Annotated in this window: 17 protein-coding genes and 1 CRISPR repeat array; of the genes, 1 reads left to right on the top strand and 16 read right to left on the bottom strand. The window is 53.3% G+C overall.

The window, feature by feature from the left end; translation table 11 throughout:
• Positions 1 to 138 precede the first annotated feature (138 nt).
• The 10 genes from BZK40_RS04160 to cysD all read right to left on the bottom strand — a co-directional run bounded on the left by BZK40_RS04160 (position 139) and on the right by cysD (position 7,643).
• Complete coding sequence (locus BZK40_RS04160; RefSeq protein WP_003034172.1) at positions 139 to 765, bottom strand: protein-L-isoaspartate(D-aspartate) O-methyltransferase; 627 nt, start codon at positions 763 to 765, stop codon at positions 139 to 141.
• A complete protein-coding gene (gene surE / locus BZK40_RS04155; RefSeq protein ID WP_032944818.1) occupies positions 759 to 1,520 on the bottom strand; it encodes a 5'/3'-nucleotidase SurE in 762 nt (253 codons plus the stop codon). The genes BZK40_RS04160 and surE overlap by 7 nt, the downstream gene beginning before the upstream one ends.
• A complete protein-coding gene (gene truD / locus BZK40_RS04150; RefSeq protein ID WP_079934203.1) occupies positions 1,501 to 2,550 on the bottom strand; it encodes a tRNA pseudouridine(13) synthase TruD in 1,050 nt (349 codons plus the stop codon). Before truD ends, surE begins: the two co-directional genes overlap by 20 nt.
• Positions 2,547 to 3,026 (bottom strand): 2-C-methyl-D-erythritol 2,4-cyclodiphosphate synthase, encoded by a 480-nt coding sequence (gene ispF / locus BZK40_RS04145; RefSeq protein WP_003034167.1) that lies wholly within the window; start codon positions 3,024 to 3,026, stop codon positions 2,547 to 2,549. The genes truD and ispF overlap by 4 nt, the downstream gene beginning before the upstream one ends.
• 55 nt (positions 3,027 to 3,081) lie before the next feature.
• Complete coding sequence (ispD, locus tag BZK40_RS04140) at positions 3,082 to 3,777, bottom strand: 2-C-methyl-D-erythritol 4-phosphate cytidylyltransferase (RefSeq protein WP_003825722.1); 696 nt, start codon at positions 3,775 to 3,777, stop codon at positions 3,082 to 3,084.
• An 18-nt stretch (positions 3,778 to 3,795) separates the two neighbouring features.
• Entirely contained in the window at positions 3,796 to 4,107 is a 312-nt protein-coding gene (gene ftsB, locus BZK40_RS04135; protein ID WP_003034163.1) for a cell division protein FtsB, read from the bottom strand.
• 214 nt (positions 4,108 to 4,321) lie between these two features.
• Positions 4,322 to 4,645, bottom strand: coding sequence for a DUF3561 family protein (locus BZK40_RS04130; protein WP_060683318.1), 324 nt, complete (start codon positions 4,643 to 4,645; stop codon positions 4,322 to 4,324).
• A gap of 47 nt (positions 4,646 to 4,692) precedes the next feature.
• The gene (cysC, locus tag BZK40_RS04125; protein ID WP_003034157.1) at positions 4,693 to 5,298 is read right to left on the bottom strand and encodes an adenylyl-sulfate kinase; all 606 of its coding nucleotides are present in this window, start codon (positions 5,296 to 5,298) and stop codon (positions 4,693 to 4,695) included.
• Complete coding sequence (gene cysN / locus BZK40_RS04120) at positions 5,298 to 6,725, bottom strand: sulfate adenylyltransferase subunit CysN (RefSeq protein ID WP_008785677.1); 1,428 nt, start codon at positions 6,723 to 6,725, stop codon at positions 5,298 to 5,300. Before cysN ends, cysC begins: the two co-directional genes overlap by 1 nt.
• 9 nt (positions 6,726 to 6,734) lie before the next feature.
• Positions 6,735 to 7,643, bottom strand: coding sequence for a sulfate adenylyltransferase subunit CysD (cysD, locus tag BZK40_RS04115; protein ID WP_003034152.1), 909 nt, complete (start codon positions 7,641 to 7,643; stop codon positions 6,735 to 6,737).
• 254 nt (positions 7,644 to 7,897) lie between these two features.
• Here cysD and BZK40_RS04110 point away from each other — a divergent pair, with 254 nt between their 5' ends.
• On the top strand, positions 7,898 to 8,944 hold the full coding sequence (locus BZK40_RS04110) for an aminopeptidase (RefSeq protein WP_079934202.1): 1,047 nt from the start codon (positions 7,898 to 7,900) through the stop codon (positions 8,942 to 8,944).
• A gap of 91 nt (positions 8,945 to 9,035) precedes the next feature.
• Positions 9,036 to 11,260: direct repeats of the CRISPR family, unit length 29 nt; unit sequence CGGTTTATCCCCGCTGGCGCGGGGAACAC.
• Positions 11,261 to 11,344: 84 nt separating this feature from the next.
• Here the strand turns inward: BZK40_RS04110 and cas2e are convergent.
• The 6 genes from cas2e to casB are packed head-to-tail and all read right to left on the bottom strand — an operon-like array spanning position 11,345 to position 15,680.
• Positions 11,345 to 11,638 (bottom strand): type I-E CRISPR-associated endoribonuclease Cas2e, encoded by a 294-nt coding sequence (gene cas2e, locus BZK40_RS04105; protein WP_079934201.1) that lies wholly within the window; start codon positions 11,636 to 11,638, stop codon positions 11,345 to 11,347.
• A gap of 2 nt (positions 11,639 to 11,640) precedes the next feature.
• Positions 11,641 to 12,558 carry a type I-E CRISPR-associated endonuclease Cas1e gene (gene cas1e, locus BZK40_RS04100; protein WP_079934200.1) on the bottom strand — a complete coding sequence of 306 codons (918 nt, stop codon included), beginning with the start codon at positions 12,556 to 12,558 and terminating at the stop codon, positions 11,641 to 11,643.
• A complete protein-coding gene (gene cas6e / locus BZK40_RS04095) occupies positions 12,558 to 13,262 on the bottom strand; it encodes a type I-E CRISPR-associated protein Cas6/Cse3/CasE (protein ID WP_079934199.1) in 705 nt (234 codons plus the stop codon). Before cas6e ends, cas1e begins: the two co-directional genes overlap by 1 nt.
• Complete coding sequence (gene cas5e / locus BZK40_RS04090; protein ID WP_079934198.1) at positions 13,262 to 13,987, bottom strand: type I-E CRISPR-associated protein Cas5/CasD; 726 nt, start codon at positions 13,985 to 13,987, stop codon at positions 13,262 to 13,264. Before cas5e ends, cas6e begins: the two co-directional genes overlap by 1 nt.
• A gap of 9 nt (positions 13,988 to 13,996) precedes the next feature.
• Positions 13,997 to 15,055 carry a type I-E CRISPR-associated protein Cas7/Cse4/CasC gene (cas7e, locus tag BZK40_RS04085; protein ID WP_079934197.1) on the bottom strand — a complete coding sequence of 353 codons (1,059 nt, stop codon included), beginning with the start codon at positions 15,053 to 15,055 and terminating at the stop codon, positions 13,997 to 13,999.
• A 22-nt stretch (positions 15,056 to 15,077) separates the two neighbouring features.
• Positions 15,078 to 15,680 carry a type I-E CRISPR-associated protein Cse2/CasB gene (casB, locus tag BZK40_RS04080; RefSeq protein WP_079934196.1) on the bottom strand — a complete coding sequence of 201 codons (603 nt, stop codon included), beginning with the start codon at positions 15,678 to 15,680 and terminating at the stop codon, positions 15,078 to 15,080.
• Positions 15,681 to 15,692: the final 12 nt, after the last annotated feature.

Raw genomic sequence — 15,692 nt, 5'->3', positions numbered from 1 at the left:
TATCCCCCAGGAAAATTTGGTTAAAACCAGTGACGTAATCACCGTGCAAGGCATCGGACTGGGCACTGGAAACGTGACCACGATACGCTTACTAATTCCAGAATATCCAGGAAAACTCCAGGTATTCATTGCCTGTATCTACGCAAGCTCCCCTTTTACTAAGGGAACGAAACGTACGGCCTCCACGGTATCGATAATAAATTCGCCTCCCCGACGACGCACCCGTTTCAGAAACTGATGCTCGTCGCCCACGGGTAAGACGAGAATGCCGCCTTCATCCAACTGCATCATTAGCGCAGTTGGGATCTCAGGCGGCGCTGCCGTAACAATGATAGCGTCAAACGGGGCTCGCGCTTGCCAGCCCTGCCATCCATCACCATGACGGGTAGAAACATTATGTAAATCAAGCTGTTTAAGTCGACGACGCGCCTGCCACTGCAAACCTTTAATGCGCTCAACAGAGCACACATGATGCACCAGGTGCGCCAGAATCGCCGTTTGGTAGCCAGAGCCGGTACCAATTTCCAGCACCCGGGACTGCGGCGTTAACTCAAGCAGCTCGGTCATCCGCGCAACCATATAGGGCTGCGAAATCGTCTGCCCCTGACCAATCGGCAGGGCAATATTATCCCAGGCCTTATGTTCAAACGCCTCATCAATGAATTTTTCACGCGGCACGGCGGCAAGTGCATCGAGAACAAGCTCATCTCTGATGCCCTGCGCACGTAATTGTTCAAGAAGAGTGTGTACGCGTCTGCTTACCATTGCGTGTCGGCTCCCACGCTGTCTAACCAGTCAGAAACAACTTCATGCGCGCCGTAGGCGGTTAAATCGACATGCAGCGGCGTAATGGAAACATAGCCTTCATCGACGGCGGCAAAATCTGTATCCGGTCCGGCGTCGCACTTTTCGCCCGGCGGCCCGATCCAGTACAGCGTATTACCGCGCGGGTCCTGCTGTGGGATCACCTGATCCGCAGGATGGCGGCTACCGCAGCGGGTGACGCGGATACCTTTAATCTGATCCAGCGGTAAATCCGGCACGTTGATATTCAAAATTCGCCCGGTGCGCAGCGGTTCGCGACTCAGCGCCCGTAAGATACGGCAAGTTACTGCGGCAGCAGTATCGTAGTGTTTATGCCCATCAAGTGAGACCGCCAGCGCAGGAAAGCCCAGGTGACGACCTTCCATCGCCGCCGCAACGGTACCGGAATAGATAACATCATCGCCCAGATTAGGACCTGCGTTAATACCAGACACGACAATGTCCGGACGCGGACGCATTAATGCGTTCACGCCCAGATAGACGCAATCGGTAGGTGTACCCATTTGTACGGCGATATCACCGTTTTCATAGGTGAACGTGCGAAGTGAGGATTCCAGCGTCAGCGAGTTAGACGCGCCACTGCGGTTACGATCCGGGGCAACCACCTGTACGTCAGCAAACTCACGCAGCGCTTTCGCCAGCGTTTGTATACCGGGTGCGTGGACCCCATCATCGTTACTCAGCAATATACGCATAATCACCCATTGTGTTAATAAGTTCCCTTACAACACTGGTGGCGAAGCTACCTGCCGGTAGCCAGAAACGTAACTCAACGGTTACGTCATCCCACCAGTTCCAGCTTAATTGTTGTGGATACAGCAACATAGCACGACGCGATGCGTCGACTTTCTCGCGCAACAACAGCGACTGCAGCGCGGTTTCATCAGCAATAGCGGCTTCTTCAAACGCCAGCGCGTCGCGCTGAGTTCCCCACTCACCGCTGCCCGGTAATGCCGCTGTAATCATCAATTCTTTATCATCGACGCGACGCTGTAATTCGGTCTGTTCTTCCTGCGTGGCGACAAACCAACTTCCGCGTCCCGACAATTGTAGCGCATCGCCGTCAACAACTTGATTAAAGTCTGTTTTTTTCAAGCGTTCACTGACTATCTGATTAAACAACGCGCTACGGGCCGCCGACAACCAAAAACTGCGCTTATTGCGATCGCGCACCGGCGCATCGCTTTGCGCCCAACGCAGCGCCCCTTGCAGGTTGCTGCCGCCAATACCAAAACGCTGAGCGCCAAAATAGTTCGGTACGCCGCGCTCGCTAATCGCCTGCAAACGCGCTTCAACGTCATTTCGCTGGCTCACTTCACGCAGCACCAGCATAAATTCGTTACCTTTCAGCGCCCCTAAACGCAGCTTACGCTTGTGGCGCGCGTACTCCAGCACTTTACAGCCTTCGAGTTCAAATTTGCTTAAATCAGGCATTGCATTGCCCGGCACGCGCGCGCACAGCCACTGTTCCGTGACTGCATGCTTGTCTTTCTGGCCAGCAAAGCTCACTTCACGGGCGTGAATTTTCAGGAACTTCGCCAGCGCGTCAGCCACAAAACGGGTATTACAACCGTTTTTCAGGATACGCACCAAAATGTGCTCACCTTCGCCATCCGGTTCGAAGCCTAAATCTTCGACGACGACAAAGTCTTCAGGATTCGCTTTCAGAACGCCATGGCCTTGTGGTTTGCCATGGAGATACGTCAGATCTTCAAACGCAGTCATTTCGTTGCCTTAATGAGTAACGCCACCGCTTCACAGGCAATCCCTTCCCCACGCCCGGTAAAACCGAGTTTTTCCGTGGTGGTCGCTTTCACGTTAACATCATCCATATGGCAGCCGAGATCTTCGGCAATAAACACGCGCATTTGCGGAATGTGCGGCAGCATCTTCGGCGCCTGAGCAATAATCGTCACATCCACATTACCAAGCGTATAGCCTTTGGCCTGAATACGCCGCCAGGCTTCTCGCAATAATTCACGACTATCTGCACCTTTAAAGGCCGGGTCGGTGTCCGGGAAGAGTTTACCGATATCCCCCAGCGCAGCCGCGCCCAGCAGTGCATCGGTTAACGCGTGTAACGCCACGTCGCCATCAGAATGCGCCAGCAATCCTTTTTCATACGGGATGCGCACACCACCAATGATAATTGGGCCAACTCCGCCAAAAGCGTGTACGTCGAAACCGTGTCCAATTCGCATTATGCTTTCTCCTGATATACACAACATCCTCCAGGCAGCCTGAAGAATGATGTATCTAGATAGTTCGGGTCAGATAAAATTCCGCCAGCGCCAGGTCTTCCGGGCGGGTGACTTTAATGTTGTCAGCGCGTCCTTCGACCAGCAGCGGATGAAAACCGCAATATTCAAGCGCCGAGGCTTCGTCCGTAATGGTTGCGCCTTCGTTTAGCGCACGGGTCAGACAGTCATGCAACAGCTCGCGAGGGAAAAACTGCGGCGTCAACGCATGCCATAAATCGGTGCGATCGACCGTATGGGCGATGTCTGTTCGGCCCGGCTCCGCGCGTTTCATCGTGTCGCGCACCGGCGCAGCAAGGATCCCACCGATGCGGCTGGTTTCACTTATTGCCAGCAAACGAGATAAATCTTCCTGATGCAGGCACGGACGCGCGGCATCATGTACCAGTACCCAACTGGCCTCACCTGCGGCTTGCAAACCAGCAAGGACAGAATCGGCACGCTCGTTGCCACCATCCACCACGGTAATTTGCGGGTGCGCTGCGAGTGGAAGTTGGGCAAAGCGACTGTCGCCTGGGCTAATAGCGATGACGACTCGCGTCACCCGGGGATGAGCCAGCAGCGCATCAACCGAGTGTTCGAGAATGGTTTTATTGCCAATAGAGAGGTACTGCTTAGGACACTCTGTTTGCATTCGGCGGCCAAACCCGGCAGCCGGCACCACGGCGCAAACGTCCATTAAAGTGGCTGCCATGTTAAATCCCTGGACGGTTTATCGATTGTTTTGCCCTGCAGTCTGAGCGCGTTTAGACGCGTCAGGCACCAGACGATAAAAGGTTTCGCCTGGCTTAGTCATACTGAGTTCGTTACGCGCGCGCTCTTCGATAGCCTCTTGCCCGCCATTGAGATCGTCAATTTCGGCAAAAAGCTGATCGTTACGCGCTTTCAGTTTCGCGTTTGTAGCTTGCTGCGCCGCAACATCATCGTTGACGCGACTATAGTCATGTATGCCGTTCTTACCGAACCACAGCGAATACTGTAGCCAGACTAATAAAGCCAGCAACAGCAACGTAAGTTTACCCATCCTGCCCCCTGAAAAACGGCATCAACATCCCATAAACTCCGCTGACAACTTTACATCAACGGACGGGAATGCCGCGACAACGCGGGCAAATGTACCACATTTGCCCGTTGTTACGTATACCCCATGTAAGGAGAACATAATCTCATTGTTGGTTACGGTTTGAATTATGGCCAGACAGTGAACAACAGCGGCGATCGCGTGAAAGGACGTATGCCTAACCCAGTAGCCACAGGAACAGTGCGCCAAACATTGCGCCAACCACCAGCAGGGTACAGGTAATACTCAGCAGCAACCGCCCCTTCAATAGCGAATGTAGGGCAATACCCGCGACAATCGCCACGGGCAACAATGCGAGGAAAAAGGGCCATGTATAAAGGAAGAAAAACAGTGTGTTAGGGCCATACATCAGACACGGGAATCCCAGCGCCAGCAACCACGCGACAAAACCGACCACGGCTCCTGGGAGTGACCAGGTAGTTTCGTCGTCGGCGGCGAAGGTATCTGACTCTGTAATAGTAATGTTATGGCTGTTACGCATATCTAATCCTGTGACCGTGACTGACCGGGCGTGTAAGCTCGGGTGTCTCAGGATCTGATAATATCTTCCTGCCTCAGCAGGTCTAATAATTGAGGAACCAAATTTGTTACCAATTGTTCACCATCAAGATGAATCTCTGGCGATTCAGGCGCTTCGTAAACCGAGTCAATTCCGGTGAAATTGCGCAACTCTCCCGCACGCGCTTTTTTATACAGCCCTTTTGGATCGCGAGCTTCGCACGTTGCTAATGGCGTATCGACAAAAACCTCAATAAAACGCCCTTCACCCACGCGCTCGCGAACCATTTTTCGCTCGGCGCGATGTGGAGAGATAAACGCAGTCAACACCACCAGGCCGGCGTCTACCATTAGGTTAGCCACTTCACCAACCCGACGAATATTCTCCTTACGATCGGCATCGCTAAACCCAAGATCGCTGCACAGACCGTGACGCACGTTATCGCCATCCAGCAGATAGGTGCTCACCCCTAGCTTATGCAGCGCCTCTTCCAGCGCCCCTGCTACCGTGGATTTACCGGAACCTGACAGCCCGGTAAACCACAGCACAACACCACGATGACCGTGGCGTTGTTCCCGCTGTTGCGGTGTAACAGGATGGGCATGCCAGACGACGTTTTCGTCATGCAGCGCCATTATTTTCCTCCCAGCAGATCGCGCGCACCCCAGTGTGGGAAGTGGCGACGCACCAGTGCATTAAGCTCCAGCTCAAACGCGCTGAACTGAGAAGCTGTGGCAAGCTCCTGGACGATTGGCTCACGCACCAGTCCCGCGCCAACGGTAACGTTGGTCAGGCGATCAATGATAATCAGCCCGCCCGTAACCGGATTCTGCTGATAGGTATCCAGCACCAGCGGCTCATCAAAAGTCAGATTAACCAGACCGATACCGTTCAGCGGTAGCGCTTCAACGTCACGTTGGGTCAGGTTATTAATATCGACCTGATACTGCACGCTATCAACACGTGCGCGGGTCTTCTTACCTGCGACTTTTATGTCGTAGCTCTGCCCTGGCGACAACGGTTGTTCCGCCATCCACACCACATCAACAGCTGCGCTTTGTACTGTCGGCAGCGTTTCACCGGCATCAAGTAACAGGTCACCCCGGCTAATATCGATCTCATCTTTCAGCACCAGGGTGATCGCTTCACCCGCATGCGCTTCCTGTAAATCGCCATCAAAGGTTACGATCCGCGCCACGCTCGACTCCACGCCGGACGGCAACACTTTGACGCGCTGTCCAACCTTCACGCTACCGGAGGCCAGCGTTCCGGCATAACCACGGAAATCCAGATTCGGTCGGTTCACATACTGCACCGGGAAGCGCATCGGCTGAGTATCAACAATGCGCTGGATCTCAACGGTTTCCAGCACTTCCAGCAGCGTCGGACCGCTGTACCACGGCATACTGGCGCTTTGCGAAGCCACGTTATCGCCTTCCAGCGCAGAGAGCGGCACAAACCGGATATCCAGGTTGCCCGGCAGTTGTTCAGCAAAAGTAAGATAGTCTTCGCGAATGCGGTTAAATGTCTCTTCGCTAAAGTCCACCAGATCCATTTTGTTGATCGCCACCACCAGGTGTTTGATCCCAAGCAGCGTGGAGATAAAGCTATGACGACGAGTCTGATCCAGCACGCCTTTACGCGCATCGATCAATAGGATCGCCAGGTCGCAGGTCGACGCACCGGTCGCCATGTTACGGGTGTACTGCTCATGCCCGGGAGTGTCCGCAATAATAAATTTACGCTTTTCGGTAGAGAAATAACGATACGCCACGTCGATGGTGATGCCTTGCTCACGCTCGGCCTGCAAGCCGTCAACCAATAACGCCAGATCAAGCTTTTCGCCCTGAGTGCCGTGACGTTTACTGTCATTGTGCAGCGATGAAAGCTGGTCTTCATAAATCTGACGCGTGTCGTGCAGCAGGCGGCCAATCAGGGTACTTTTCCCATCATCCACGCTACCGCAGGTTAAAAAGCGCAGCAGACTTTTGTGTTGCTGGGCAACCATCCAGGCTTCAACGCCGCCTTCATTAGCAATTTGTTGTGCAAGTGTCGTATTCATGGCGGCTCCTTAGAAATACCCCTGACGTTTCTTCAGCTCCATGGAGCCCGCCTGGTCGCGGTCAATCACGCGGCCCTGACGTTCACTGGTGGTTGAAACCAGCATCTCTTCGATGATTTCCGGTAGCGTCTGCGCATTCGACTCCACCGCGCCTGTCAGCGGCCAGCAACCGAGCGTACGGAAACGCACCATGCGTTTTTTAATCACTTCACCAGGTTGCAGATCGATTCTGTCGTCATCAATCATCATCAGCATGCCGTCGCGTTCCAGCACCGGACGCTCCGCCGCCAGATACAGCGGTACGATGTCGATATTTTCCAGCCAGATGTACTGCCAGATATCCTGTTCAGTCCAGTTAGAAAGCGGGAAGACGCGAATGCTTTCGCCTTTGTTAATCTGCCCGTTGTAGTTGTGCCACAGCTCCGGGCGCTGATTTTTAGGATCCCAGCGATGAAAACGATCGCGGAAAGAGTAAATACGCTCTTTGGCACGCGATTTCTCTTCGTCACGACGAGCACCGCCAAACGCGGCATCGAAACCGTATTTATTCAGTGCCTGCTTCAGCCCTTCAGTTTTCATAATGTCGGTATGCTTGGCGCTACCGTGGACAAACGGGTTGATGCCCATCGCCACCCCTTCCGGGTTTTTATGCACCAGCAGTTCGCAGCCGTAGGCTTTCGCCGTGCGGTCACGAAACTCGTACATTTCGCTGAATTTCCAGCCGGTATCAACGTGCAGCAATGGGAACGGCAGCGTGCCCGGATAAAACGCTTTACGCGCCAGATGCAGCATTACGCTGGAATCTTTGCCGATGGAATACATCATCACCGGATTAGAAAACTCGGCGGCCACCTCACGAATGATATGGATGCTTTCCGCTTCCAGTTGCCGCAGGTGGGTAAGTCGTTTTTGATCCATAACCGTTCCTATGTAATGCCGTTATTTTGCTAACGATGCTCAGATAACCTGACTATAGGGAGGGCAAGGGGGCGAATGAAATTACGAATTGGAATGAGTAGTTCCTCAAAGGAATAACGATCCGGAAAAGCAAATATCAAAAAGTGCTTAAGCTACCGGAATTCGGGCATTTAAGAGCAAATGAAATTGTTTTACCTCGATCACGGTTTCATACTAGCGGCTGAAAATTTCTGCTTGGTATTTAAGGACTCACTATGTTTTCCGCATTGCGCCACCTGACTACCGCCCTGGCGCTCGGCGCGTGCTTCATCCTTCCCGCACAGGCAACATCTTCGAAGCCCGGAGATATCGCAAATACCCAGGCTCGATATATCGCAACGTTTTTCCCAGGCCGCGTGACGGGATCTCCGGCAGAAATGTTGTCTGCTGATTATATACGTCAACAATTTCAGCAGATGGGCTATAGCAGCGATATTCGGACGTTTAATAGCCGTTATGTTTATACCGCCAAAGATAACCGTAAAAACTGGCATAACGTAACGGGAAGCACCGTTATTGCAGCACATGAAGGCAAAGCGCCGCAGCAGATTATTATTATGGCGCACCTCGACACCTACGCCGCACAAAGCGACGCCGATTCCGATGCCAATCTGGGTGGATTAACCCTGCAAGGTATCGATGACAACGCCGCAGGTGTTGGCGTAATGCTGGAACTGGCGGAAAAACTCAAGAACGTGCCGACGCAGTACGGTATTCGCTTTATCGCCACCAGCGGCGAGGAAGAAGGCAAACTGGGCGCGGAGAACATTCTGAAGCGAATGAGCGCTGCAGAGAAGAAAAACACGCTGCTGGTTATCAACCTCGATAACCTGATTGTCGGTGATAAGCTCTATTTCAATAGCGGTAAGAAAACCCCGGAAGCGGTGCGAAAACTGACGCGCGACCGGGCACTGGCTATCGCGCACAGCCGCGGTATCGTTGCCAGCACCAATCCAGGTCTGAACAAAGACTATCCGAAAGGCACTGGATGTTGTAACGATGCAGAGGTCTTCGACAACGCGGGGATTGCCGTTCTCTCCGTTGAAGCGACCAACTGGAACCTGGGCAAGAAAGATGGCTATCAACAGCTCGCCAAAAGCGCCTCATTTCCGGCAGGCAACAGCTGGCACGATGTGCGACTGGATAACCAGCAGCACATTGATAAAGCGTTACCGGGCCGGATAGAGCACCGTAGCCGCGACGTGGTACGCATTATGCTGCCACTGGTAAAAGAACTGGCAAAAGCGGGTAAAAACTCTTAGCACCTTTTTAGATGAAGACGTTGGGCTATCATTTTCGTCCCTGTGCCAGCAGGGAATACGACATCATCGGCTCAATACGTAACGCTAAAATGACTTTATCCCCGCTGGCGCGGGGAACACATAAAGAGATATGTTGTAGTCCCGGATAAATTCGGTTTATCCCCGCTGGTGCGGGGAACACGTTGGCGAGATAACGTCGAATTCAGGCGTATCCGGTTTATCCCCGCTGGCGCGGGGAACACGAGATGTCCATGACGCATACCATGCCGGCAACGGGTTTATCCCCGCTGGCGCGGGGAACACCATGGTCGAGACAAACGGACCTGGTAGTTTTGCGGTTTATCCCCGCTGGCGCGGGGAACACGATTAAAGCACCGAGAAATAAAAGCAATTAGCCGGTTTATCCCCGCTGGCGCGGGGAACACGTCAGCAAGCCTGATCATCTCTTTGTAAAAGGCGGTTTATCCCCGCTGGCGCGGGGAACACCTTCACAATTTTATCTAAGACTGATAAGCCCACGGTTTATCCCCGCTGGCGCGGGGAACACTGAATCAATCCACGTAATAACTATATCACCCTCGGTTTATCCCCGCTGGCGCGGGGAACACGTCCCGCGAAATGGAAATGGCAATTCTGGCCGCGGTTTATCCCCGCTGGCGCGGGGAACACTAGTGCTGTTTACTGGCGCGGATCTGGCGTTTCGGTTTATCCCCGCTGGCGCGGGGAACACGTACAAGTTGACGTGGAAAGTCTGGGATATGCCGGTTTATCCCCGCTGGCGCGGGGAACACTGATGACCCATCGGATTCATCTATAAAGATGACGGTTTATCCCCGCTGGTGCGGGGAACACGGGGAAAATTAACCAATGGCGAATTTAAATCGCGGTTTATCCCCGCTGGCGCGGGGAACACGGTAAATCCACTCCCGGTCCGGGTTATTGCCACGGTTTATCCCCGCTGGCGCGGGGAACACTTCGTTTCGAGCTCTATGCTCATTAAGGAAACCGGTTTATCCCCGCTGGCGCGGGGAACACCTAAGAGTGCGCTGGATGACGCCCCATTGCTCCGGTTTATCCCCGCTGGCGCGGGGAACACGTAAATCGCGCATGGTCATCCCCTCATTTTTCCGGTTTATCCCCGCTGGCGCGGGGAACACTTAACCTCGGCAGGCGTGGCTAATATCGCCTCTGGTTTATCCCCGCTGGCGCGGGGAACACGCCAACCGGAATACCTGTTACAGACGAAATATCGGTTTATCCCCGCTGGCGCGGGGAACACGCCGAAGGTGACATGGAACTGGATACAAAAAACGGTTTATCCCCGCTGGCGCGGGGAACACCTGGGGCGACTGGTGAGCATCTTATTCTTTGGCGGTTTATCCCCGCTGGCGCGGGGAACACTAGGTAGATAGTTCACAGAGTAATAATATCACCGGTTTATCCCCGCTGGCGCGGGGAACACATAAGGGGTTGAAGGAAATCATTTTTGGAGTGCGGTTTATCCCCGCTGGCGCGGGGAACACGGCACGATACCGGAAATGAATAGGGTGATGAACGGTTTATCCCCGCTGGCGCGGGGAACACGCAACGAGGATTTTTTGACTGATGATCTGGCCCGGTTTATCCCCGCTGGCGCGGGGAACACGGTAGTTATAAACTCGCCGAGCTGCCCTGCGTCGGTTTATCCCCGCTGGCGCGGGGAACACGGTATTCATGGAGCAGGAGAGGATCTGGATCCCGGTTTATCCCCGCTGGCGCGGGGAACACCAGGGCATGGGCGGTGTGCCGCTGCTGAATTGCGGTTTATCCCCGCTGGCGCGGGGAACACATCAACATTTGATGCTGAGTCGCACCGAATTGCGGTTTATCCCCGCTGGCGCGGGGAACACTGTCGTGATACGCATGGCGCTCTCCTGGACCTCGGTTTATCCCCGCTGGCGCGGGGAACACGTGCCGCTGGTGGGTGGAGTCGTTGACCAGGACGGTTTATCCCCGCTGGCGCGGGGAACACACAGCGGTCGGCCCTGCGAATCCTCCATATCGCGGTTTATCCCCGCTGGCGCGGGGAACACGACGTGTCGACCGAGGAAGGGGAACGCCGGATCGGTTTATCCCCGCTGGCGCGGGGAACACTTCTCTTTTAGAAAACCCATTAAGAGAACTGGCGGTTTATCCCCGCTGGCGCGGGGAACACGATTGCAGGTGTTTGCGAATGTTCGGCTCGCCCGGTTTATCCCCGCTGGCGCGGGGAACACAAGCAGCACCGGTGCCCAGTCTGCCCGCGCCGCGGTTTATCCCCGCTGGCGCGGGGAACACTCTAAAACTACCCAACTGAATTTTAAGCCTTTTTTGGCATACAAGAAATCCACCAACTTTTCCGTATTTTTAAAGATCGCTAACTCATTGATTTAAAACAGGCAGAAACGACACTAATCGTAATCCATCGAGATCCACCGGAATACGTCGGTTTTCACCCCACGTCTGAAATTCAAAGCCCGACTCCGTATTCGTTGCCCACGCCATGACAACGTTCCCTTCTTCTGCCAGAACGGAGACCTGTTGCCATATCATCTCGCGGATCTTCGTTGAAACATTACCAACGTATACACCAGCTCGAATTTCCAGCAACCAGACGGCAAGTCGGCCTCGCAAGCGAGGTGGTACGTTTTCTGTAACAACAACCAGCACACTCATCGTTAGTTACTCCGATGGCCAGAATCCCCCACAGAAACAGGAAGTGGGATTGCGATGGGCTGTGAATCTTCAGGAGGTAACGGCGGTTGGATTTCACCTGCTGCGAGAACATCTTCGATAAGAGGTATTAATTTAGCCAGCGTTTTACCGCTACGAAAAATATCCCGGCAAGCAAGGCGGACTTCGCGATCGGGATCGGTAGGATTACGCTTTGCTATTTCGAATGCTTTCGGTACGACGGTATCAAATTTAATGATATCAGCGATGTCATAAACAAAAGATAGAGGCTTCCCCGTATGCACAAAACCGATCGCAGGCGCATACCCAGCTGCCAATGTCGCCGCTTCCGTCACACCATAAAGACAGGCAGTTGCTGAGCTGATGCATTGATTAATCACATCGCCTTTTTCCCAATCTTTCGGATCGTAACGACGCCCCTGCCACTTCACGCCATATTGCTTCGCCAGCAATGCGTAGGTTGCCCGTACGCGACTACCTTCAATGCCGCGCAATTGTTCAACGGAACGACGGCTTGGCGCGGGTTCGCCAAAACGTAACTCAAACATTTTACGCACTACCTTCAGCCGCAAATCCTCATCCAGTGCGAGTTTCGCCTGATAAAGCAATTTGTCTGAACGAGCCCCGCCCGGCTGCCCCGAAGCATAAACACGAACGCCTGCTTCCCCCAACCACACCAGCAATGTCCCCACCGTCGCGGCAAGACGTACTGCCGCATGGGAAACACGCGTCCCCGGTTCTAGCATGATGCAGGCAACCGAGCCAACGGGGATATGTGTACGAACGCCCGTTTTATCGATCAATATAAACGCGCCGTCGATAACATCAATCTGCCCATACTGGAGAAAAATCATCGATACGCGATCTTTTAACGGGATGGGGTTCAACGGTAGCCAGGCCATCAGCGCTTCCTTTTCACCATCAGCATTCCGCAGCCCAGCGCTTTACTCTTACCTAATCCAGAATACAGCGCCTGTTCAAATCGTGAGGCATCAGTAATGCAAAGCGTTCCACTAAAATCAACGCTACTGAAAGCAATCGACTCTTCCCGATCGTTACGGACAAAACGATGTTGTTGATAGGCTTGCACACACCCACAACGCGCCTGCATTTCACTCTGTTCCGCGTCTGCCCACTGGGCGAAATCATCAGTCTCCTCCTCAAGCAAACGGAAACCATGCTGCTGCCCTTGCCTTTCCAGCCAGGCCTGTGCAGCCTGCTGTTGCAGCTCCCACCATTGTTCCTGCGCGACTCCCTGCGTTTTTGCCTGAAACTTCGCATCCATCATCACATCGCTGCGCTTACCGTTACGAGTAATGACAGGATTTGCGCGAAGTTGAAAATCAAGCATAAGACCATTGGTCAGCTGTGGATTAAACGCTTTGGTTTCAACGAGAAACAGGGAATGCTGAGCTAACGGCGGTATCGCCGAAAGCATGAAAAAACCGCCATGCGCTTCCTCACGAAATAAAAACTGACGTGACTCTTGTTCAGGAAAAAGCTGCCATAGCCATTGGTGGCTGGCATAAGGCCTGGCTGAATGCCATTTTTCCAGCATTTCCGGTCGCAATTGATTAAACCGAAGCTGGATACGAGAAAGATACATTATGTTCTCTCCTGTAAGGGGCCATAGAAGCGGGTATAGCCGCCAAACTGCCAGCGCTGGCGGCTAACAGGTTGATTATTGCTATGCTGCTTTTGCTGCCAGACCAAACTCGCTTCGTCAGGATCGTCCCAGTAACAAACGCCTTCACGCAGGGTAAAGCCGCTTAACTCCGCAGCGGACAGTTCCTCAACAGCCTGAGTGAATATCTCTTTTAACGTGCCCGTCATTAAACGTGGTGCCAACGGTAACGCCAGAGGGCAAGATTTTCGCCCCAAATAGAGAGGGAAATGTGGGGTCAGTAGCGCCGCTCGCATTTCGCTAAGCGTATGCGGTGCATCGGGCGTTACACTTATTGCCACATGCCAGTAGCCGTCGCAGCGATATTCCCGCTGCGAAATAAGCGTCCCCACTTCATCCGGCGCGAGAGTCAATTCATCCCGGCGCGTGTAGTAGCGATACTTTTTATTTTCTCGCGGCGCGCTAACCGTGTGATAATCCCGCAACCAGCGATCTTGTGAAGCTAGCGCGTGTACCGCCAGATGGTAATGCTGATTAAAGCTATTCAGCCTCTCTTCTTCGTCACGACGAATTCCTAGCGCAGCGGCAAGTATCCCCAATAATGCGGATCGCGTGGGAACCGTTGCAGAATGGCGAATCTCGCCAGATGCTTCTTCCCCCCACGACGCCAGCGGTGCATAGAGCTGGAAAACCAGATATTCCTTCATTATTCATCCTTACTGGCTAACAAAGGCCAGTAATTCCGCCAGAGAACCCGTGCCTTCCTGAACGTTCAGCTCGCGATAATCATCAGCACAATTCCCGTATACGCTATCGAAACTCGCGCGCTGCTGTGTTAAACGGGCGATTGCTGCGGGAATTTGATCGGTATCACGCACTGGCTGGAAGAACGCCGCCGCCAGAGAACGCGGTTGTTTTTGACCGATTTCCGCCAGCGCATAGGTTGCGTAGGCGCGAGAAGCGAAGCTGTTTTGCTTTCCGGTCGGAGAGACCGTTAACGCCGTTTCGGTAAGCGCGGCGATGGCGCGTTTCGCCAGATCTTCATTACCGCCGAGGTTTTCCACCAACAGATCGCGGCTGATGCAGACATAGGTATAGAAAAGCGCTGAGGCAAAACCTTGTTCGCCCATATGTCCGGAGCCTGCGTCTTCTTCTTTATTATTCAGATCGTCAACGGCGGTGAAAAAATCAGATTCAACGGTCACAGCGCTTACGCCCAGCGCATGCGAGACCTGACAGGCCGCCTCTACGTTAAACTCCGGTGATGACGCCAGCATACGCCCAAACAGCGCCATATCTACGCTTCGCTGCTCTTTGCGTAATAGCTTCACTTCTTCATCGCTGGGTTCGCGTTTTTCGGCAATTAGCGTATCGACCAACTGTTTGATCAAACTAATTTCATGGTTGCTGACGTGAACGATCTGTTCAATTTCAAGATTCTTTTCTTCAGGCGCGTTTTTGTCACTTTTCAGTTTGCCGAACTGCGCCGCAATTTTCTCCGCTGCGCTTTTCGCTGTTTTCCCAATAACGCCAGCGGCAGTCATCGGGCGATAAACATAATCCACGCCAATTCGGCGGGTACGCTTACCCATAAATCCATCCATCGCGCCCTCAAAGGTTTCCGACACACGCCAGGCGCGTTTCAGGCTTTGCGACGAAACGCGCAGGCGCTCTACACCGCCCATATAAGCCGTTTTCGGGCGTCCGGATTCATCACGGTTCAGGTTAGCAGGCGCATAAGCAGTCAATAAATGCAGTTGAATAAAAGAGGTCATCGTTAAATCCTTCTAAAAATGATTATTTGCCGCGCGACATGGAAAGGTATTCATTCGCCCAACGTGTACGGTTGCGTTCAAAGGGATTGGCGGGTTCCGGCTGATGGTTTTCGCGTCGTTGCCACTCTTCCATCCACAGGAATATTCCATCGGCCAGCGACAGAACATTCACCCCTTCTGTTCCACGAATTTTCACCGCCTGAATCAACAACAGACAAAACGTCTCCGGGTCGGACGCTTTTTGTAAACGTTCAAAACGCAATGCAGAAACGCACGGCGTGGAACCTTTTAGCTTTTCCCCCAGTTGCGCGGCAAAACTGGCTTTTTCCTTATGACTCTTAATATGTGCGGCAACGCTGACAAACAGCGCCAGCGCCATTTCATCAAGAGGTTGCAGCGGCATATGTTTCAGTAGCGCCTGACGAAGCGCGTCATACCCCTCGCACATCATCACGCCATAAGGCGGCGCCATTCTTTTCAACTCAGCCCGCCAAGCTCGACCGTTGATTCGTTTATCATCTTTGCGCTCATAGCGCTCAGACAGCGTGGCAAACCAGTCAAGGAGAGCTTTCTGCGCGTCAGAGTTGAGAATTCTGCATAACGCTGCGGTATTACTGTTCAGCATATTTAGATCCTT

This window comes from Citrobacter portucalensis, from assembly GCF_002042885.1.
In the GTDB taxonomy this organism is placed as follows: domain Bacteria; phylum Pseudomonadota; class Gammaproteobacteria; order Enterobacterales; family Enterobacteriaceae; genus Citrobacter; species Citrobacter portucalensis.
This window is presented reverse-complemented; position numbering and strand designations above follow the sequence as displayed.